We start from the raw sequence: 19,680 nt of genomic DNA on the forward strand, positions 1-19,680 counted from the left end.
GGGCTCCTCAGATGCGGGAGGCGGGCCGGTTCTCGTCCTCGTCTTCTGGGCCCTTAGGGACGCGGCAGGCGTGTTCGAGGATCAGGGCTCCGACGATCAGGGCGACGGCCGCGAGCGCGGTGCCGCCGCTGACGAAGAAGTCGCGGCGCGGCGACGGCTTGTCCAGCGAGGATGCCAGGTAGACCGCCATGCCGGCGAACACGCCCCCCAGTGCCGCCGCGGCGTGGGCGCTCGCCTTGGCCAGGGCCGCCAGGCGTGCCGCCACCAGTGGGTCGATCGGCTTGGTGTCCGGTCGCCGCTGGATGCGGGCCCGCGTGACCTGCGCGGCGTACAGCTCGCCCAGCGTGAGCAGCAGCAGCGACGGCACCATCGTCCACGGCAGCAGCGGCAGCGAGGTGTACCAGAAGCGCACCACGGCCCACGTGAGCGCGGCCGCCACGATCAGCGTGACGGCGACGACGGGAAGTCGGGTCGGCTTCACGCGGGCGGCTGGAGAGCGAGGTCGTCGCGGCGGTGGAGTTCCTGGTCGGCGACGCCGGGCAGGAGGTCGGTCACCCGGCCCTGGCCGGGCAGCGTCGCGTCCGGTTCGAGGTCGCACCACGGCCGGAGTACGAAGGCGCGCTCGCGCGCCCGCGGGTGCGGCAGCAGCAGGTCCGGATCGTCGGAGGTCACATCCCCCATCATGACGATGTCGATATCGAGGGTGCGCGGTCCCCAGCGGACCTCGCGCGTACGGTCCATCGACTCCTCGATCGCGAGTACGCGTTCGAGCAGCGACTCCGGCGCGACGCGGCTGTTCGCCACGATGACGACGTTGAGGAAGTCACCCTGTTCGGGGCCGCCGACCGGCTTGGTCTCATAGACCGGCGAGAGCCCGAGAAAGTCGAGCCCCGGGGCGTCGAACAGCGCGTCGATCGCCTCCTGGAGATTGTCCAGCCGGTCTCCGAGGTTGCTGCCGAGGGACAGCACGGTGCGGCGTTTCTCGGCGGATGTCGTCATGGGCGGCTCCGATGAATCGTCACGGCAACGTCGGTGAAGGGGTGCGGCACGGGGGCACTCGGCTTGTGCACGGTGACCTCCACTTCCTCGACCTGGGACGGACCGAGGCAGACAGCCGCCAGGTGTTCCGCCAGGGTCTCTATGAGGTTGACGGGCTCACCTTCGACCACGGCCACCAGCCGGTCGGCCAGGGCGCCGTAGTCCACGGTACGCAAGAGATCATCATCTGCCGCCGCCGGGCGGGCGTCGAGACCCAGCGCGACATCGATCACGAACTCCTGGCCGAGCTCGCGCTCGGCGGGCAGGCAGCCGTGCCGCCCGCGAGCCCGCAGTCCGCGCAGGACTATCCGGTCCGTCGCCATCACCCGTCCTCGTCGTCCTGCTCGTGGTTCAGCACCGGCGAACCGTGGTGCAGCCACATCCGCCAGCCCTCATCTGTACGGATGAACGCATTGGTCGTCACGACGCTTCCCCCCGAGGTGAGCGCGTTCGCGGACTCCTCGACGGCGGTGATGATGTTCTCAGAACAGGTGAGGATGGCCTGGTCACCAGAGATGCGCACCTGGGTGTCGGTGAGCACGAACTGGATGTACGGGGTGTTCGCCATGATCAGCGCCCAGGACCGCAGCACCGTTCCACGGCCGCGCAGGAGTGGCCAGCCCGGGTGCACGCAGACCACGTCCTCGGCGTGGCCGCCGTCGGCCCAGACCAGGCCCATCCGGTCGAGGTCGGCGGATTCGAACGCCGCGTAGAACTCCGCGTTGACCGTCTCGACGGCACTCACGTCGGCCTGCGTCACGTGGCTTCCTCCAGGACCGTCACCGGGCGGCTCCCCAGGCGGCGGCGGCGCGTACGGCGTCGGCGTTGGGACCTACGTTGTGCACCCGGACGCACCAGGCTCCCGCCGCGGCGGCGAGGGCGGTGATCGCCACGGTCGCGTCGTCGGACTCGGCGAACGGCCGCGGGGTGCCGTCCGGTGCGGCGAGCAGCCGGCCCAGGAAGCGTTTGCGTGAGGCCGCCACCAGCACCGGGTGCCCGAGATCGAGCAGTGCGTCGAGATGGGCCAGCAGCGTCCAGTTGTGGTTGTCCTCCGGCCGCTTGGCGAAGCCCAGGCCGGGATCCACGATGAGCTGCGAGGCATCGACGCCCTCACGGACGATCGCATTGATGCGGGCCCGCAGCTCGTCCTTGACCTCACCTACGACATCGGCGTAGACGGCACGGGTGTCCATGTCGTGGCTGTGCCCGCGCCAGTGCATCACGACGTACGGCACGGCGGCCTTGGCCACCACGCGCGGCATGGCGGGGTCGGCCAGCCCGCCGCTGACGTCGTTGACGAGGCGTGCGCCGGCGGTGACCGCCGCGTCCGCCACCTCGGCCCGCATGGTGTCCACGCTCACCGGTACGCCTTCGGCGGCGAGTGCCTCGATCACCGGGACGACCCGGCGCAGCTCCTCTTGCAGGGAAACGCGCTGCGCCCCGGGGCGGGTGGACTCCCCGCCGACGTCGACGATGTCGGCACCCTCACCGACGAGGTCCAGACCGTGGCGGATGGCCGCGCGGTGGTCGAAGAAGGCCCCACCGTCGGAGAAGGAGTCGGGGGTTACGTTGACCACGCCCATCACGAGGCAGCGCCCGGGGGTGGGCAGGCCGGCGATGCTCGTGGTCATATCGGTCAGCCTAGTGCCGAGACCCGGACCTTCGCCGCGTCGTGTTCGCCTCACGTACGCGAGCGTGTCGCACACCACGGCCGACCGGCCGGCAGGGGTACGGAGCGGGGCCACTGCGTCGCAAAACATGAAACTTACTCATAAGTAAGCTGGCCCTGACCGGCTTATTACAGAGGCTCTGGTCAAGACATGACGTCCCCTCGCTCGCCCGAGCAGGAAGGCGCGGCACGACATCGGGTACCTCGCCAGACGCGCCGTGACCGTCTCCGCAGTCGCACTCGGAGGCCTCGCCGTCCAGGCGCCCGCCCACGCCTCCGGCTTCCGCGGGGGCCGTACCGCCGCTCCCGGTCATCTGGAACGTCGCCGTCTCGGCGCCGCTCGCGTCGATGTCGGCGGTCGCGGTCCAGGAGTTGATGGCCACCGGCGCGGACAGGCTCAGGGTGAAGTGGGTCGATGTTCCCGCGGTCGACGCGGGCTGGGGGGAGGCGGTCAGGGACCGGTGATGGTGACGTCCTGGGACCCTGACAACGGGATGTCGCACGTGTAGGAGGCGGAGAAGCCGATCACCGGTGACCTGGCCGGCGACCGAACCCCGGGAACGGCAGGCACCGATGAGTTCCAGGGCGGCGATGTCACCGTCGAGGCGAACGTGTCGATCCTGGGCAACATCACGGTCCCCTGCACGCCGAACGAGCCACGGCCCGCCGCGGAGACCCTCACCGTGAACTGACCCCCGCCGGACCGGACGGCCCCCGCCACGGGTAGCGCGGAGCCGTTCCGCGGCTCGGCCCTCAGGGCGAGGGCAGCGCACGCCTGGGCGGGCGTTTGAGGCCCGGGATGCGCAGCCGGGGCCAGACGATGAACGCCTCGGCCTCCAGCGCCGCCAGCGCGATCCGCGGCGCGTCGTTGAGGCTCGGGTACACGAAGAACCGTGGCTGCCAGACCGGCTGGAACTTGGCGTTGAACTTGTACAGCGACTCGATCTGGAACCAGCGCGACAGGAAGATCAGCAGCCCGCGCCAGGCCTTGAGCACCGGGCCGGCGCCGATCCGCTCGCCGCGTGCCAGGGCGGCGCGGAAGACCGCGAAGTTGAGGGACATCCGTTTGACGCCGAGGTCGGGCGCCACCTTGATCGCCTCGACGATGAGGAAGTCGTTCAGTCCCGGTTGCGCCGAGCGGTCGCGGCGCATCAGGTCGAGGGAGAGCCCGTCGGTGCCCCAGGGGACGAAATGCAGGATGGCGTGCAGCTCGCCGTCCTTGGTGGCGGTGGCGAACACGCACTCCTCGTCGCCCGGCTCGCCGACCCGGCCCAGGGCCATCGAGAAGCCGCGCTCGTTGTCGGTGCCGCGCCAGGTGCCGGCCCGCTCCCACAGCGCGCGAAGCTCCGCGGGCGCGTAGTCCTTCTCCCTGCGGATCTCGGCGACGTATCCCTGCCGCCCGACGCGGTTGACCATCTGCCGTACGTTGCGCATCGTGCGGCCGTCGAGGGAGAACTCCGCGGTGTCCACGATGGCCTCGTCGCCGAGCTCCAGCGCGGACAGTCCCGACTCGCGGCACCAGACCTCGGCGCCGAGCTCGCTGCAGCCCATGACGCCCGGGACCCAGGCGTGCCGCGCCGCCTCCTCCAGGAACGCCTCGATGGCGCCCGGCCACGCCTCCGGGTCGCCGATCGGGTCGCCGCCCGCCAGCATGACCCCGGACACCACCCGGTAGGTCACGCAGGCCTTTCCGGTGGGCGACCAGATCACGCTCTTGTCCCGGCGCAGAGAGAAATAGCCGAGGGAGTCACGTGCGCCCTGGCGGTCGAGCAGGTCGCGGATGCGCTGCTCGTCCTCGGCCGACAGTGACGGTGCGGGCTCTGCGGGCCGAAGGAACAGGAAGGCCGTCATGAGCCCGGTGAACAGGCCGAGCGACCCGAGGATCAGGCTGAACAGGTCGTTCTTTCGGTCGGAGACGAACGTGACGGGCCCGGTGGCACCCACGAGGCCCGCGACCACGTGCTCCAGCCGGTCGGGGAAGGGGTAGTTGTGGTCGAGGCCACCGGTGTTGAGGGCGATGAACAGCAGGCCGATCGCCACGCTGAACGCCGCGAGGAACGACCCCACCCAGAGCGCGCGCCAGCGGGTACGCGGGTCACCGGTCGCGTAGAACTCGGTACGGAAGTAGACCAGCGCCGCCAGCATCACGACCGCGACGACCGCGGAGATCGCGAAGTCCTTGATGATGTGGGAGAAGACCGTGAAGGCGAGCAGGACCACGACCGCGCGCCACGCGCGTCGCTTGCGGCGCCGCAGGCCGTGGGAGAGCAGCAGGAAGAGCATGCCCGCGACCAGCGTCGCGGTGCGCGCGGCGTCGTTGACCGAGCCGGGCACGAACTCGTCGACGCGGACCATGCGGCGGTGCCATTCGGGCAGTAGGGCACCGACGACGTCATGCAGTCCGACGAGGAAGGTCAGCCAGCCGGCGAGGGTCGGCACCCAACGTCTCTGGCGGCGGCGCTCCTGAACGGCATCGCGCCCCTCGTCCTCGGGACGCCCTGTCGCCTCACGCTTCGACTCCACCATCACGGCCCCACAGCGTAGTCAGCCGGGTTCGGCCGCACGCCTACATCCCCAATCATGCCACTTTGCCCTGTAAGGGAAGGGGTGGACGGCGGCCTGTCCCGTGTCACGGTAACACCGCGGACTCTTGATTCGACGTTGAGTCAGGGGCGTTGGTTCGCGGCCAGGTCAACGGCCGAGAATGAGGCTCATCGCCTCCGCACGCGTGCTCGGCTCGTCGCGGAAGTCGCCGCGTACGGCGGACGTCAGCGTCTTGGCGCCGGGCTTGCGTACCCCGCGCATGGTCATGCACAGATGCTCGGCCTCCACGACGACGATCACGCCGCGGGGCTGGAGCACGTCCACGAGGGCGTCGGCGATCTGAGACGTCATCCGCTCCTGCACCTGGGGGCGCCGGGCGTAGACGTCGACGAGCCGGGCCAGCTTGGACAGCCCGGTGATCTGACCCTTCGCGTTGGGGGTGTAGCCGACGTGCGCCACACCGTGAAACGGCACCAGGTGGTGCTCGCAGAGGCTGTAGACCTCGATGTCCTTGACGATCACCATCTCGTCGTGACCGGCGTCGAACACCGTGTTGAGGACGTCCTCGGGTCGCTGGCGCATCCCGGCGAGCTGCTCCGCGTACGCCCGCGCGACTCGCGCGGGCGTGTCAACAAGACCATCGCGGTCGGGGTCCTCCCCGACCGCGATGAGGATCTCACGGACCGCCTTCTCGACACGTGCCTGGTCGATCGGCGGTCCGTGCGACTCTGGAGCTGGGTTCACGCCTTGCCTTCGCTGTCGTCCTGCTCCTCACGGTCCGCCGGATGCGACGCTCCACTGCTGCCGTTGCCCTGTGTCAGGTCCTTGACGTCCTTCGGTCCCATGAGCGCGAGCTCCTTGGGGGTCAGGACGGGCGGACGGTCGGAGGGCAGACGCTTGCCGTACCCGCTGTAGGACGGGTTGGCCGGCCGCTTCTCGATCGGGCGGAAGATGTCGATCACCTGGTTTTTGGACAAGGTCTCCTTGTCCATCAGGTGGAGCACCAGGTCGTCGAGGACGTCCCGGTATTCGACCAGGATCTCCCACGCGATGTCATGGGCGGACTCGATCAGGCGCCGGACCTCGTCGTCGATCGCGGACGCGATCTCCTCGGAGTAGTCGCGGTTGTGCGACATGTCACGGCCCAGGAACGGCTCGCCGTTGCCCTCGCCGAACTTGCGGGCGCCGAGGCGCTCGCTCATGCCGTACTCGGTGACCATCTTCCGTGCGATCGCGGTGGCCTTCTCGATGTCGTTGGCCGCGCCGGTCGTGGGCTCGTGGAAGACCAGCTCCTCGGCGGTACGGCCGCCGAGCAGCATGGCGAGCTGGTCGAGCATCTCCGAACGGCTCGCCAGGAACTTGTCCTCCATCGGAAGAGTCATCGTGTAGCCCAGCGCCTGGCCACGGGACAAGATCGTGATCTTGTGCACGGGGTCGGCGTTCGGCAGTGCGTGCGCCACCAGGGCGTGGCCGCCCTCGTGGTACGCGATGGTCTTCTTCTCCCGGTCGGACATGACCCGGCTCTTGCGCTCCGGACCCGCCATGACCCGGTCGATCGACTCCTCGAGGGTGTCCATGTCGATCTGCTTGCGGTCCATGCGCGCGGTCAGCAGAGCCGCCTCGTTGATGACGTTCGCCAGGTCGGCACCGGTGAAGCCGGGCGTACGGCGCGCGATCGTGTCGAGCTCGACGTCGGGCGCGAACGGCTTGCCACGGCCGTGCACCCGGAGGATGCCCTTACGGCCCTCCAGGTCCGGCCGGTCGATGACGATCTGCCGGTCGAAACGGCCCGGACGCAGCAGCGCCGGGTCGAGGATGTCGGGCCGGTTGGTCGCGGCGATCAGGATGACGCCGCCCTTGACGTCGAAGCCGTCCATCTCGACGAGCAGCTGGTTGAGCGTCTGCTCGCGCTCGTCGTGACCGCCGCCGAGACCGGCGCCACGGTGCCGGCCGACCGCGTCGATCTCGTCCACGAAGATGATCGAGGGAGCGTTGGCCTTCGCCTGCTCGAACAGGTCGCGCACCCGGGAGGCGCCGACACCGACGAACATCTCGACGAAGTCCGAGCCGGAGATCGAGTAGAACGGCACGCCCGCTTCGCCGGCGACGGCGCGTGCGAGCAGCGTCTTACCGGTACCCGGCGAGCCGTACAGCAGCACGCCCTTGGGGATCTTCGCCCCGATTGCCTGGAACTTTGCAGGGTTTGCCAGGAACTCCTTGATCTCCTGCAACTCCTCGATGGCCTCGTCGGCCCCGGCCACGTCGGCGAATGTGGTCTTCGGTGTGTCCTTCGTGACCAGTTTGGCCTTGGACTTCCCGAAGTTCATCACCCGGGAGCCGCCGCCCTGCATCTGGTTCATGATGAACAAGAAGATCAGCACGACCACGACGATCGGCAGGAAGCTGAACAGCAGGCTCAAGAAGACGTTCTGCTTCGGCACCGACACCGTGTAGCTCTTCAGCTGACCGGCGTTGGTCTTCTCCTGCAGCAGGTTGGCGAGATTGACGCCCTGGCCGTCGACCCACGACGCCTGCAGTTGTTTGCCGCTCTTGAGCTTGACCTCGATCCGCTGGTCCTTGTCAACAAGCTGGGCGGAGGTCACCTCGTTGTTCTGGATGGCCTGGACAACCCTCGAGGTGTCGGCCTTCTCGTACGAGCCGCCGGGATTGATCCCGTACATGACGAGGAGTACCAGCGCCCCGAAGGCCAGAATCCAGAGCAACGGCCCGCGAAAGTAGCGCTTCAGATCCATTTATGCGGAACCCCGTGGTGGGGCCCCGTCCCTCCTGACCAGCGTCATCAGACCTCGTCGCGCGAACGCCCGCCGAGGCGGCCTTCCTGAGTGTGGCCCGCAAGGAGCCTGAGATAATGAAGGTACACCGGTGTCGCGGAAGACCGCAGCACGACGTCCGGCGCCCCACTTCGCAACTAGGAACGTACGAGGCTAAGCCTCTTGTTCCCCACTTCCACCGTAGACGTGCGGCGCAAGTGTGCCCACGAAGGGCAGATTCCGGTACCTCTCCGCGTAGTCGAGGCCGTACCCGATCACGAACTCGTTCGGGATGTCGAAACCGACGTACTTGACCTTGACCTTGATCTTGGCCGCGTCGGGCTTGCGCAGCAGCGTGCAGACCTCGATCGACGCCGGTCCGCGTGACTCGAGGTTGCTCATCAGCCAGGAGAGCGTCAGGCCCGAGTCGACGATGTCCTCGACGATCAGGACGTGGCGGCCCATGATGTCGGCGTCCAGGTCCTTCATGATCCGCACGACGCCGGAGGACTTGGTCCCCGAGCCGTACGACGAGACGGCCATCCAGTCCATGGAGACCGGCGAGTGCAGAGCGCGGGCGAGGTCGGCCATGACCATGACCGCGCCCTTCAGGACGCCGACGAGCAGAAGCTCCCGGCCCGCGTAGTCCTCATCGACCTGAGCGGCGAGCTCCCGGATCTTGGCCTGGAGCTCGACCTCTGGGATCAGTACCTTCTCGAGGTCCGCTCCCATGTCCGCTTCGTCCACCGAAAGCCCTTCCCGATCGCGCGGCCAGATGCCCGTCTCTCCCTGCCCGTCCGAGGTGGTCAGGTCACCTTTGACGGGAATCACCGGGTTTCGGACGGTCCGAAGAGCAGCTTTTCATACCTGCGCCGAACACGTACGCGGCCGGGGAGGTCGACGTGGGACTGGCCGTGCCACCCGGTGACCAGCGCGTCCACCGCCTCGACGTGTACCGCGGCGAGCGTACCGGGAGGGCTGCCCGCGGCGATGGCAGTGCGATGAATCACACGCGTCCGCACCGCACGGGGCAGGCCGGTCAACGTGGACACATCCAGCGCGACGGTCCCATCCGCCTCGTCCGTACCCGCCTCGGCACGTACCCGCGCCGCCCAGTCGTCGAGGGCGTCCGCGTCGTCGCGGAGCATGCGCGCCGTACGAGCCAGGGCTGCGGCCATGCCGGGGCCCAGGTCCTTCTCCAGGGCGGGCAGGACGTCGGCGCGAACCCGCGCCCGCGCGTACGCCGGGTCACGGTTGTGCGGGTCCTCCCAGGCGACCAGGCCCATGGCGTGACAGGCACGGTGGGTGAGGTCCCGGCCGAGCTCCAGCAGCGGGCGGTGGTAGCGGCCCGTGACGGCGGGCATGCCCGCCAGCGAACGGGCACCGGACCCGCGAGCGAGCCCCAGGAGCACGGTCTCGGCCTGGTCGTCCAGAGTGTGCCCCAGCAGTACGGCGGTGGCCCGGTGGCGCGTGGCGGCCTCGTCGAGGGCCGTGTACCGCGCCGTACGCGCCGCCGCCTCCATGCCGCCGTCCGTGCCCACGGTGACCGCGTGCGCCTCCGCGGGCGCCAGGCCCAGGTCGGCCATGACCGCCACGACGCCGGCGGCGCGCTCGGCGGAGCCCTCCTGGAGGCCGTGGTCGACCGTGACACCGCCCGCGCGGTGGCCGGATCTGGACGCCTCGAAGGCCAGCGCCCCGGCGAGCGCGAGCGAGTCGGCGCCGCCGCTGCACGCGACGAGCACCAGATCGCCGACCTCGATCATGCCGAGGGTGCGGCGGACCGCCAGGCGTACCGCCGCCACCGCCGGATCAGGTCCCACGGCACCCATTGTCGCGGCTCGTGGCGTGCGGCATCGGACGATGCCCCATCTCGGCCTGGCGGCGTCGTCGCGCGTGACGACGAGCGCCGGGCCGGACTAGTCGGAGGTCTCGGTGGCCGGCAGCTCCGGCTTGCCGATGACCCTGCCCACCCACAGTCCCGGATCCTTGATCTCGGCATGGGTCGGCAGCGTGTTGGGTGAGGTCCAGACGCGGTTGAAGCCGTCCATGCCGACCCGCTGGATGACCTCGTTGACGAAGTGCGAGCCCTCCGCGTACTGCTTCATCTTCATCTCGAGGCCCAGCAGGCGCCGGAACGCCCGGTCGACCTGGGAGGCGCCCTCCCTGCGGTGCTGGAACTTGGCGCGGATGTCGGCGACGCTCGGCACGACCTCGGGTCCGACCGCGTCCATGACGTAGTCGCCGTGGCCCTCGGCCAGCGTCATCACGGCCGTGAGGCGGTCGAGGATCTCGCGCTGTTCGGGGGTCTGCATCGCGTCGATGAGGTTGCCCTCGCCGCCGCGTACGGCGTCCGCGACCGCCTCGCCCACGCCGCGCAGGCGTTCGAGCAGCGCGCCGGGGTCGAGGTCGGAGGCGAGCAGGAACGCCGTCATCTGGTCCTGGACATAGGCGCGCAGCCATGAGACCGAGGCGAACTGGGCCCGGTGGGTCTCCTCGTGCAGGCACACCCACAGCCGGAAGTCATGGGAGTCGACCTTGAGCTCCTGCTCGGCGCCGACGATGTTGGGCGCGACGAGGGTCAGCCGCCCCGTCGGCGCGCGGCCGGTCGGGTCCGGCGGCAGGAACAGCTCGTACTGGCCGAGCACGCGGCTGGCCATGTACGCCAGGATCGCGCCGACCTGCATGCCGGTCACCCGCGATCCCACGGCCTGGATCACCGCGCCGCCGGCGCCACCGCCGAGCAGCCCGCTGCCGCGGCGCGCCTGGAGTTGTTCCATCAGGGGTTCGAGGACGACGCGGAAGCCGTCGACGTTCGCCTGGATCCAGCCGGGCCGGTCCACGACCTTGGCCGGGGACGCGTCGATGCCGCCGTCCATGCCGGTGAAGTCACGGACGTGGCCCTGCGCCACTCCGGAAAGCTCGCGTAGCTCCGCGACGACCTGGCGCGCCTCGGTCGGGCTCACCTGCGGCCCTGGGCGGACAAGTCGGGTCCCCGTCTGAACGGCGACATTCCAGTCGATCATGGCAGTTGGCATTACAACCCTCTCCGGCCGGGCCCTCCACCTAACGGTACGTCCCCGATCGCCTGGGGAGCATGCCTCACAGACTCCAACGCCTGTGGACACGCGATGAACTCCCGTTCACTCGATCAACGGCAACCGCAGCCGGCGAGGGTGCCGGCGAGAGTGTCCAGCGAAGTGAGCACGGCGTCCACCCGGCTCGCCGGCACCTGGTTCGCCATGAAGGCGAAGGCCAGCAGTCGCCCGTCCGCGTCCTCGACGACTCCGGCAAGGGTGTTGACCCCGTCGAGGGTGCCCGTTTTCGCCCGTACGGTGCCCCTCCCGGCGGAGGCCGTACCCGTGTCGAACCGGTCGTCGAGCGTGCCGGAGAACCCGGCGATGGGCATGCCGGACAGCACGGTGCGCAGCTCGGGATGGGCGGGCGAAGCGGCCAGGGCGACCAGTTTGGCCAGCGCGGACGGTGTGATCCGGTTGTTGTGCGACAGCCCGCTGCCGTCGTACAGCTCGACGCCCCCGTTGATGCCGAGCCCGGCGAGCACCTCGCGCGTGGCCGCGGCACCGCCCGCGAACGTCGGCGGCCGGTGGAGTTTCATCGCCACCTGCCGGGCCATGGCTTCGGCGACGTCGTCGTCGCTGTGGGTGAGCAGCTGCTCGACCAGCGCCGAGATCGGCGGCGACTGCACCGCGCCGAGCCGGTGGGCCCCCTTGGGCGCGGTCGCAGGCGACCCGGCATGCGCCGTCACGCCACGGCTGGTGAGCATCTGGGCGAATCTCTGCGCGGCGGCCGACGGCGGGTCCTGGACGCGGGGGGTGTACTGGGATCCCGGCACGATCCGGCCCGCGTCCAGCTCGAGCGCGCTCACCGGGGCCACGTCGCCTTCCGGGGAGAAGTAGAGCTGCTTCCAGCCGGGGGCCATCCGGCTGCCCTGGTACGCCGAGACGTCGTAGTCGACCCTCACCTGTGTCGTACCCGCGGCCTTCAGCGCCGCGGCCGTCTGTTTCGCCAGCTCGGCGAGTGATGCCGGCTTGGGGTAAGCGTTCTTCGGGCTGACCGTCGTCAGCGTGGGATCGCCGCCTCCGACCAGGACGACACCCCGGTTGCTCCGTACGACGCTGGTCGTGAGCCGGCGGTCCGAGCCCACCGAGGCGAGCACGGCCACCGCCGTGACGAGCTTGGTCGTCGAGGCGGGCACCGCCGGTTGTCCGGCGTTGCTGCTGAACAGGGACCGGCCGGTCATCGCGTCGATGACGACACCGCTGAGGTTCTGGCCGAGGCCGGCGCTCTGCATCGGACCGGCCAGCCGTGCCGCCAGCGAACCGGCCGACGGCAGCGGTGCGGTCGCGGCGGCCGGCGCCATCGTGAGCGGACCGGCGGGAACGATCGCTCTGGCCGCCACGGTTGGCGGTCTGAGCGCGAGGGAACGATCCGGTGTGAGCTTCACCACTGCCAGGGCGGCGGTGACCAGGAAGACGTTCAGCAGCGCCAGTGTGATCATGGCCACGGCGCGCTCGGGCCTCCGCACCTTAACGCCCCTCTCATCGCCGCAGCACTAGTGACGTGCGACATTCTTGTACAGGCCAACATCCAACCAGAACCACCTCGGCCCGCCCCGGGGAGCGGAGGACATTGTGCAATTCGACGTCACTATCGAGATCCCTAAGGGACAGCGCAACAAGTACGAGATGGATCATGAAACCGGACGAATCAGACTTGACCGGATGTTGTTCACGTCGACCCAGTATCCGGCGGACTACGGCTTCATCGACAACACGCTGGGCGAGGACGGCGATCCGCTCGACGCTCTCGTGCTCCTCCAGGAGCCCACTTTCCCCGGTTGCCTGATCCGCTGCCGTACGGTCGGCATGTTCCGGATGACGGACGAGGCCGGCGGTGACGACAAGGTTCTGTGCGTGCCGGCCACCGATCCCCGGATGGAACATCTGCGCGACATTCACCACGTGCCGGAGTTCGACCGGTTGGAGATCCAGCATTTCTTCGAGGTCTACAAGGACCTCGAGCCCGGCAAGTCGGTCGAGGGTGCCAGCTGGGCGAACCGCAGTGACGCCGAGGCCGAGATCGAGCGGTCGTTCAAGCGAGCCGAGAAACACTGAGGTCCGGTGCCCGGTCCGGCCGTCCCCTCGGTCCGGCCGGGCGAGCCACCTACCGAGGTCCGGCCGGCCGGGTGGCGCCCGCGTAGTCCGGGCGGAACGCGGGCGAGATCCGTACTCTCGCCCCCGTGAACGGGGCCTCGATCATCTGACCGTTGCCGATGTAGATCCCGACGTGGTGGATCGTGCTCGGGTTCGACGGATTGTGCGCGAAGAAGACCAGGTCACCCGGGCGCAACTGGTTGCGTGCCGGGTGCGGGCCCGAGTTGTACTGCGACGTCGCGTAGTGAGTGAGAGGGACGCCGGCGCGTGCCCAGGCGTACGTCACCAGTCCCGAGCAGTCGAAGCCGACGGTGTGCGCCCCCTGCGCGATGCCGAGCGTGGGTCCGGCCGGGTTGCCGCCGCCCCAGGAGTACGGCGTGCCGATCCACCTGAGCGCGGCGCGTACGGCCACCGCGCCCATCCCTGAGCCGTGCGGCAGGGAACGCGTGATCTGGCGTACGCCGGCCGGGGTCACCTTGGGTACGCCGGCGTTCGCGTCGCGCGCACGCCGCAGCTCGGCGGAGCGGGCCCGTGCCTTGCCCAGGGCGGCGAGCAGAGCCGTCTTTCGCTGCTGGATCTGCTTGACGCTCGCCCGCTGACGCGCCACCGCGGCGGTCGCGGCCTGACGTGCGCTCGCGGCGGCGCGGGTCGCACCACGCTGCGCCTCCAGGGCCCGGCGCGACTGCTTCTCGAACAGGCCGGCGATGGTCTCGGCGGCCTGCTCCTGCCGTACGGCGAAGTGCTGCCGGTTCGCGAAGAACTGCATGAAGGAGGCCCGTTCCAAGAATCCCGCCGGGCCTCCGCGCCCGCCGAGCACCGCGGCGGCCGAGGGGTAGGTGTTGTCGGTCCGGTAGGCGTTAGCGGCGAACCTCGCGAGCTCTCGGCGGGTCTGGCCCAGCCGGTCATGTGCGTGCGCCGACCGGTCGCGCGCGGCCTGATAGTCATGGCCGGCCTGCTCGAGCCGGGCACGCGCGCCGTTGAAGCGTTCGATCGCGAGCTCGGCCTGGTCGTTCATGTCGTCGAGCCGCCCGTCGGCCTGCGCCAGCTCGGCGCCGATCCGGCCGATGTCGGCGGCACGGTCGCGCACCTGCTTGTCGCTCTTGGCGAGGTCGCGCGAGCTCGGGGAGGGGTCGGCACGTGACGGGCCGGAGAGCAGCACCGTGACCGCGATCGCGGCGAACGCGATCGCGCCGAGCCGTCGCCGGCGCGGATGGGAACCTGCCAACTTCTCCCCCCGGAGGTCCGCCCGCCGCCGAGCGGGCTATCACGAAGGGTTACCACTAGCGACGCTCCGAAAACACGCGCACCACGCGATGTCCCCCGTCACTCACATCCCGGTGACCTCATGATCCAAGACTGTGCCCTGGATTCCGGAGTATCGGGACGAGGGCGGAGATCGGCACCTCCGCCCGTCAGTCGGTCTGCCCGGACGAAGGTGCGAGCTGCCGTTGCTCGCTCGGCGTCGGGGGTGGTGCCGCGGGCGGAGCGGGCGACGGTGGCGTGGCGGGTGTGGGCTCGGCCGGCGTGGGTTTGGGCGGCGGGGGCTGGGTCGGCGGAGGCTCGGTGGGGCTGGGCGTCGTCGGCGTCGGCGTCGGCGTCGGCGTCGGTGTGGGCGTGGGAGACGGGGGTGGCGGAGGCGGAGGCGGCGTGGGCCGGGCGGCCCAGGCGACCTCGACCTGGCGCCCTCCGGGCCAGAACGTGACGACCGCCGAGCCGGGCCCGTTACGTGGCGCCTGAACGGTGATGACCTGGGCGGCACCCCGCTCCAGCGTGCCCCCACCGGGGCTGACGCGGACCGGGCCCGCGACGGAAGCGCGCCACGCGACCGCGTCGCCGCCGCCCGAGGTGAGGATGATCGCACCCGTGCCGCCGGCCGGCAGCGAGAGACGGCCGGGAGAGACGCCGAAGTCATCGGCACCAGGCGCTCGCAGGAAGTCCTTCGGCGGCAGGCCGTCCAGCAGCGCCGCGGGACCGGCCACCTGAGGTGTCCCGAGCGGCAGTGCCGCCGCCACCGGACGCGCGCCCCCGGGGTCGCCTGGCGGCGCGGGGCTCGGCCGTGGCGAGCGGGCCCCCGGCGGTGCGGCGACGACCCCGTGGGAGCCGTGTGAGGCCTCCTCCCCGAAGTAGCGGCACAGGGCGGTCGCGGTCACCGCCGCGATCAACGCGCCGGCCATCGCGGTCAGGGCGCGGGCCCAGCCGCGTGCGGTGTGGCGCGAGGCGTCCTCGGAGAACCGGCGGAAGGCGGCCCGGCGGCCCGTACCCGGCTGCGCCGGAAAGCCGTGCGCGCCGAAGCGGGAGACGCGTGCGGCCGCGAAGAGCCGGTATCCGGCCAGGTCGGGGTCGGTGAAGCAGTTCATGACCTGGGCGCGCAGCAGCTGCGGGAGCGGCGCGTGCGGCAGGAGGTCGTACACCTTGCGCGGTGCGATGTTCTCGGGCAGGTGACGTGCGCACCGGCCGCATTCGAGTGAGTGCCGTACGAGCGCCTCGCGCAGGTCTTCGTTGATCTCGTCCGTGCGTGGCCGCAGGATCGCCGCACGCCGCGCGCAGGCGTCGAGGCCGTCGTGCGCGAGGATCTCGGCGATGAGCGCGGCCTCGAGCAGCACGCCGGCCTGTGCCAGGAGCTCGCCGATCTCCCTGGTGCGCAGGCCCGTGATGAGAGCGATGTCGGCGGTGGTCAGGCCGTGCCGGTGGCGAAGGTCGAGGAGCTCGCGGCTGAGCGATGGCAGCCCGGTGACCGCACGCCAGGCCATCAGCCGCAGATCGACGTCGTCCTGGTCGTGCCGGGCGACGGGCAGGTCGGGCTGGATCGGGCCGCCCGGCCGCCGGCGGCGGCACTCGATCCGCGCGAGCGCGTAGAGCCACGCGCCGAACCGCGCGGGCGTCCGCAACCTGCCGACATGTGCCTCGGCGCACATCAACGTGTCGCGGAAGGCCACCTGGGCCGCGTCGGCGTTGCGCAGCTGGAACCAGCAGTAGCCGTAGAGGGGTTCGGCGTAGTCGTCGTAGACCGCACCCATCGCGATCGGATCACGGGACCGCAGCGCCTCGACCAAAAGCCGGTCTTCCATGGCGCTGAAGTTAAAGCCTTTTCCGTCTCACGTTCAACAGTTTCCGAAGAACCGTCGGAGATTATTACCACCGCTTACGGAAAGCGTCTTTAGAATTCAATCCTTTATCGCGATAAGCCATTTTTTAGATGGGTTTGGTGCTTTTGCCTGGCTTGCGGGTATTGCTCCGTACCGGCGGGGATGCCTCGCAGGACACGGGACAGCCGTGGGCTCAGCCGGTGACGCGAGCGATCCCGGCCAGGGCGCAGCCCGCTTCGAGCTCCGAAAGTCCGAATGCCCCGACTGGGCCGAGTGCACCCGTTTCGACCATTCCCTGAGCGGCCTGGCAGGCGGCCCAGGAAAGGGCGCGAGCGGTGAAATCATAGGGATCTCCGCCGGAAAGGTGCACATCGGTCAGAAGCGCACCCTCGGCGTCATAGGCCACCGCGACGATGCGCGATGTCAGGGTGCTCTTCCCGCCTCGCCACCGGCCCGCGAGACGTGCCAGCGCGCCCAGGCCCACCCGTATGCCGAGTGCCGCGGCCCCGCGCGGCGCGACCGCGACCGTCCGCGTCGCACGCCCGAACCAGCCCAGATAGACGTTGACCTCGTACAGGGCCGGGTAGGAGGCGGGCAGCGCGAAGTGTTCCGAACCGCCGATCGACAGGGCCGTACGCGACCGGCCCGCCACGTCGAAGTCCCGTACGCGTGCGCGGCGTTCGTCATGGATGCGGCCGCGGAAGGTGTACATCCGCGCGGACGCGACTCCGGCGATCGACCGCAGGGTGCCGACCGACAGCCCGCGGAACAGGTCGCCGCCGCCGACGAAGTAGCCGATGTCAACACGGAACCCGTCGTCGCCGACCCGGTCGAGGGCCAGGGCCGCGGCCAGATTGCCCGGCGCGAAGTCGTATCCGAGCGCCGGGATCAGCGCGGAATGCGCCTGGGGGCCGTAGACCTCGAAGACCTCGCGGACGAACGGCGGCTCACCGGTGCAGTCCAGATAGTGCGCACCCGCGTCGACCGCCGCCTCCACGGCGGCGCGGCCGTACCGCAGGTACGGTCCCACCGTGCTGACGAGCACGTCGTCCCGCTCGACCAGGGCCCGCACCGTACGCGGCTCCTCGACGTCGGCCGGCAGTGTCTCCAGGCCGCCGAGGTCGTCCGCCAGCTTCGCCAGGGTCTCGGGGTTGCGTCCGGCGAGAACGGGCCGCGCGCCCTGCGCGACGAGCGCACGGGCGGTCAGGGTCCCCGTGTAGCCGGTGGCGCCGAAGACGACGATGCGGCCCGCCATGACGACTCCCCCCAGCTACATGTCGAAATCCGACCTGTTGCGCTGAGAGTACTAATCAGTCACAAAGCGTGCTGGTATTTCGTCAGACGTCGATCATCGGGGGGAGGATCCGCTCCGCCGCGGCGGCGATGGCCGCCACCTGGGCCGTGGTGAACACCGCCGGCTGCCGCTGGATGAGCCGTCCCGCCCGCTTGGCGCGCTGCACCGTGACCCCGTCGAACACGAAGCCCGCATGGGGCATTCGCGCGCCGTGCACCACGATGACCGCGTTGACCTCCACGCGGCGACCGAGATCGTCCGAGAGGTGTTCGGCGACCGTACGCGCCGCGTCCCTCGCCATCACCAGCACTCGCGTCATCGGCCGCGGGCCGGCCCACATGCGTTCGTCCGCGGCGCGCAGCCGGGTGAGCGGCGGCCACCGGCGGGAGACGATCGCGTACACGCCGGTGAGCCCGACGACGAGGTGGTCCAGGTTCGCGCGGGACGCCGCGGGAAGCGCCCGGTCGTGCAGCACGTGGAAGTAGGCGGGGTCGAGCCGGGCGAGCCGCCGTCCCGTACGCCGCTCGGCCGCGGCACCGCGTCGCCACCGGGTGACCGGGTCCGGCTTGACGCGCAGGAAGAGCGAGTGCAGGAGCAGGATCCCGAGGGCGACCGACATTCCGGGCAGCCAGTCGAACAGCCCGGCCGTCATGGAGCCCGCGACGCCCGCCAGAACGAGCCGCGCGAGGACCCGCTCCTGCCGGTACTGGGCCCGCAGACTGCGGTAACGGGCCTGCGCCGACGCACCGGCCACGGAAGCACCTCGTCCAGGCACCACTCCTCCTCAAAGGCAAGAGTGATGTCGCACGGACGAGGGTTCAAGGCACTTGACGACATGCCGACCGAGTCATGGGCCGGTCACGGTACGCGATCAGAGCGTCGTGCGGCCCTCGCGTCGTAGCCGGGCGCTGAGGCCGCGGTTGATGCCGCGCGGCCACGACGGACCGCCGTAGATCAGCCCCGTGTACGCCTGGACGAGGGTCGCGCCGGCCTGGATGCGCTCCCACGCCTCGTCGGCGGTCTCGATGCCGCCGACCGAGATCAGCACGAGCCGGTCCCCGGCCCGCTCGCGCAGGCGTCGCAGGACCTCCAGCGAGCGGCCCTTGAGCGGCGCGCCCGACAGCCCGCCCGCTCCGGCCTCCTCGGCGTTCGCGCTGGTCAGTCCGTCACGGGAGATCGTGGTGTTGGTCGCGATGATGCCGTCGAGACCGAGGTCCAGCGCCAGGTCGGCGACCGCGTCGACGTCGGCGTCGTCGAGGTCCGGGGCGATCTTCACGAGCAGCGGTACGCGACGCGGCGTCGCGCGGACGGCCGCCGCGCGCACGGCCTCCAGCAGCGGCCTGAGGTGCTCGACGGCTTGGAGGTCACGCAGGCCGGGGGTGTTCGGAGAGCTGACGTTGACCACGAGGTAGTCCGCGAGGGCGGCGAGGCGTTCGGTGCTCTCGACGTAGTCGGCGACGGCCTCGTGCTCGGGGACGACCTTCGTCTTGCCGATGTTGACGCCGACGATGATCCTGCGTGGCCCGCGCAGCCGGGCCGCCGCCGCGCGTGCGCCATCGTTGTTGAAGCCCATCCGGTTGACGATCGCCCGGTCCCGCACGAGGCGGAACAATCGCGGCCGCGGGTTGCCGGGCTGCGCACGCGCCGTGACCGTGCCGATCTCGACGAACCCGAAGCCGAAGGCGCCCAGCGCCTCGTACGCCTCGGCGTCCTTGTCGAACCCGGCCGCGAGCCCGAGCGGACCGGGAAAGTCCAGCCCGAGCGCCCGCACCCGCAACGCGGGGTCACGCGGGCCGAACAGGCGGCGGACGAGAGGCAGCGCCCCGGGGACGGCGGCCAGGGCGCGCAGGGCACGGAAGCTGAGCCGGTGCACGGTCTCGGCCGGCATGCGGCGCAGCAGCGTGGCGAACAGGAGTCGGTACATCGGAGCGTGCAGTTTCACTCCACAGCTGGACTTGGAGGACCACCCACATCGAAGGAGTGCGCCGGTTCACAGGTTACGAGACCATCGCCCGGACGGCGACGACGGGGGCGGCTGTCAAGATCGCGACAGGAACGCATTCGTATCGCGCTGCAGGTGCACGCGTGCGTGATGGCGAGGACCATC

18 protein-coding genes are annotated in these 19,680 nt (G+C 70.3%); 1 reads left to right on the plus strand and 17 read right to left on the minus strand.

The window, feature by feature from the left end; translation table 11 throughout:
• Positions 1-7 precede the first annotated feature (7 nt).
• The 12 genes from FB559_RS12120 to dacB all read right to left on the minus strand — a co-directional run bounded on the left by FB559_RS12120 (position 8) and on the right by dacB (position 12,565).
• Positions 8-481 (minus strand): DUF3180 domain-containing protein, encoded by a 474-nt coding sequence (locus FB559_RS12120; RefSeq protein ID WP_141955709.1) that lies wholly within the window; start codon positions 479-481, stop codon positions 8-10.
• A complete protein-coding gene (gene folK, locus FB559_RS12125) occupies positions 478-999 on the minus strand; it encodes a 2-amino-4-hydroxy-6-hydroxymethyldihydropteridine diphosphokinase (RefSeq protein ID WP_141955710.1) in 522 nt (173 codons plus the stop codon). Before folK ends, FB559_RS12120 begins: the two co-directional genes overlap by 4 nt.
• Entirely contained in the window at positions 996-1,361 is a 366-nt protein-coding gene (gene folB / locus FB559_RS12130; RefSeq protein ID WP_141955711.1) for a dihydroneopterin aldolase, read from the minus strand. The genes folK and folB overlap by 4 nt, the downstream gene beginning before the upstream one ends.
• Positions 1,361-1,798: a nuclear transport factor 2 family protein gene (locus FB559_RS12135; protein WP_141955712.1), complete on the minus strand. Its 438-nt coding sequence runs from the start codon at positions 1,796-1,798 to the stop codon at positions 1,361-1,363. The genes folB and FB559_RS12135 overlap by 1 nt, the downstream gene beginning before the upstream one ends.
• 19 nt (positions 1,799-1,817) lie before the next feature.
• On the minus strand, positions 1,818-2,669 hold the full coding sequence (gene folP / locus FB559_RS12140; RefSeq protein WP_460359715.1) for a dihydropteroate synthase: 852 nt from the start codon (positions 2,667-2,669) through the stop codon (positions 1,818-1,820).
• Between the two features lie 791 nt (positions 2,670-3,460).
• The gene (locus FB559_RS12145; protein ID WP_141955713.1) at positions 3,461-5,233 is read right to left on the minus strand and encodes a phosphatidylglycerol lysyltransferase domain-containing protein; all 1,773 of its coding nucleotides are present in this window, start codon (positions 5,231-5,233) and stop codon (positions 3,461-3,463) included.
• A gap of 165 nt (positions 5,234-5,398) precedes the next feature.
• Entirely contained in the window at positions 5,399-5,995 is a 597-nt protein-coding gene (gene folE, locus FB559_RS12150) for a GTP cyclohydrolase I FolE (RefSeq protein WP_141955714.1), read from the minus strand.
• Positions 5,992-8,004: an ATP-dependent zinc metalloprotease FtsH gene (gene ftsH, locus FB559_RS12155; protein WP_141955715.1), complete on the minus strand. Its 2,013-nt coding sequence runs from the start codon at positions 8,002-8,004 to the stop codon at positions 5,992-5,994. Before ftsH ends, folE begins: the two co-directional genes overlap by 4 nt.
• 192 nt (positions 8,005-8,196) lie before the next feature.
• Positions 8,197-8,769 carry a hypoxanthine phosphoribosyltransferase gene (gene hpt, locus FB559_RS12160; RefSeq protein ID WP_141955716.1) on the minus strand — a complete coding sequence of 191 codons (573 nt, stop codon included), beginning with the start codon at positions 8,767-8,769 and terminating at the stop codon, positions 8,197-8,199.
• Between the two features lie 80 nt (positions 8,770-8,849).
• Complete coding sequence (tilS, locus tag FB559_RS12165; protein ID WP_141955717.1) at positions 8,850-9,851, minus strand: tRNA lysidine(34) synthetase TilS; 1,002 nt, start codon at positions 9,849-9,851, stop codon at positions 8,850-8,852.
• A gap of 87 nt (positions 9,852-9,938) precedes the next feature.
• On the minus strand, positions 9,939-11,045 hold the full coding sequence (locus FB559_RS12170; RefSeq protein ID WP_141955718.1) for a zinc-dependent metalloprotease: 1,107 nt from the start codon (positions 11,043-11,045) through the stop codon (positions 9,939-9,941).
• Positions 11,046-11,170: 125 nt separating this feature from the next.
• Positions 11,171-12,565 (minus strand): D-alanyl-D-alanine carboxypeptidase/D-alanyl-D-alanine endopeptidase, encoded by a 1,395-nt coding sequence (gene dacB, locus FB559_RS12175; RefSeq protein ID WP_246121537.1) that lies wholly within the window; start codon positions 12,563-12,565, stop codon positions 11,171-11,173.
• Between the two features lie 106 nt (positions 12,566-12,671).
• Between dacB and FB559_RS12180 the strand changes: the two genes are divergently transcribed.
• Complete coding sequence (locus FB559_RS12180) at positions 12,672-13,154, plus strand: inorganic diphosphatase (RefSeq protein ID WP_141955719.1); 483 nt, start codon at positions 12,672-12,674, stop codon at positions 13,152-13,154.
• Positions 13,155-13,203: 49 nt separating this feature from the next.
• Here the strand turns inward: FB559_RS12180 and FB559_RS12185 are convergent, their stop codons facing one another.
• The 5 genes from FB559_RS12185 to FB559_RS12205 form a co-directional block, all read right to left on the minus strand.
• Entirely contained in the window at positions 13,204-14,418 is a 1,215-nt protein-coding gene (locus tag FB559_RS12185) for a C40 family peptidase (RefSeq protein WP_141955720.1), read from the minus strand.
• Positions 14,419-14,605: 187 nt separating this feature from the next.
• Entirely contained in the window at positions 14,606-16,261 is a 1,656-nt protein-coding gene (locus tag FB559_RS43800; RefSeq protein ID WP_185792159.1) for a sigma-70 family RNA polymerase sigma factor, read from the minus strand.
• 211 nt (positions 16,262-16,472) lie between these two features.
• Positions 16,473-17,534 (minus strand): saccharopine dehydrogenase family protein, encoded by a 1,062-nt coding sequence (locus FB559_RS12195; protein ID WP_141955721.1) that lies wholly within the window; start codon positions 17,532-17,534, stop codon positions 16,473-16,475.
• A gap of 82 nt (positions 17,535-17,616) precedes the next feature.
• A complete protein-coding gene (locus FB559_RS12200; RefSeq protein ID WP_141955722.1) occupies positions 17,617-18,327 on the minus strand; it encodes a nuclease-related domain-containing protein in 711 nt (236 codons plus the stop codon).
• A 117-nt stretch (positions 18,328-18,444) separates the two neighbouring features.
• Entirely contained in the window at positions 18,445-19,497 is a 1,053-nt protein-coding gene (locus FB559_RS12205; RefSeq protein WP_141955723.1) for a quinone-dependent dihydroorotate dehydrogenase, read from the minus strand.
• Between the last annotated feature and the right edge of the window lie 183 nt (positions 19,498-19,680).

This window comes from Actinoallomurus bryophytorum (assembly GCF_006716425.1).
Classification (GTDB): domain Bacteria; phylum Actinomycetota; class Actinomycetes; order Streptosporangiales; family Streptosporangiaceae; genus Actinoallomurus; species Actinoallomurus bryophytorum.

Coding starts and splice junctions, on each gene's coding strand:
- folK (WP_141955710.1), bottom strand. CDS start 999: ATGACGACATCCGCCGAGAAACGCCGCACCGTGCTGTCCCTCGGCAGC.
- folB (WP_141955711.1), bottom strand. CDS start 1,361: ATGGCGACGGACCGGATAGTCCTGCGCGGACTGCGGGCTCGCGGGCGG.
- folP (WP_460359715.1), bottom strand. CDS start 2,669: ATGACCACGAGCATCGCCGGCCTGCCCACCCCCGGGCGCTGCCTCGTG.
- FB559_RS12145 (WP_141955713.1), bottom strand. CDS start 5,233: ATGGTGGAGTCGAAGCGTGAGGCGACAGGGCGTCCCGAGGACGAGGGG.
- ftsH (WP_141955715.1), bottom strand. CDS start 8,004: ATGGATCTGAAGCGCTACTTTCGCGGGCCGTTGCTCTGGATTCTGGCC.
- tilS (WP_141955717.1), bottom strand. CDS start 9,851: ATGGGTGCCGTGGGACCTGATCCGGCGGTGGCGGCGGTACGCCTGGCG.
- FB559_RS12170 (WP_141955718.1), bottom strand. CDS start 11,045: ATGATCGACTGGAATGTCGCCGTTCAGACGGGGACCCGACTTGTCCGC.
- FB559_RS43800 (WP_185792159.1), bottom strand. CDS start 16,261: ATGGAAGACCGGCTTTTGGTCGAGGCGCTGCGGTCCCGTGATCCGATC.
- FB559_RS12195 (WP_141955721.1), bottom strand. CDS start 17,534: ATGGCGGGCCGCATCGTCGTCTTCGGCGCCACCGGCTACACGGGGACC.
- FB559_RS12205 (WP_141955723.1), bottom strand. CDS start 19,497: ATGTACCGACTCCTGTTCGCCACGCTGCTGCGCCGCATGCCGGCCGAG.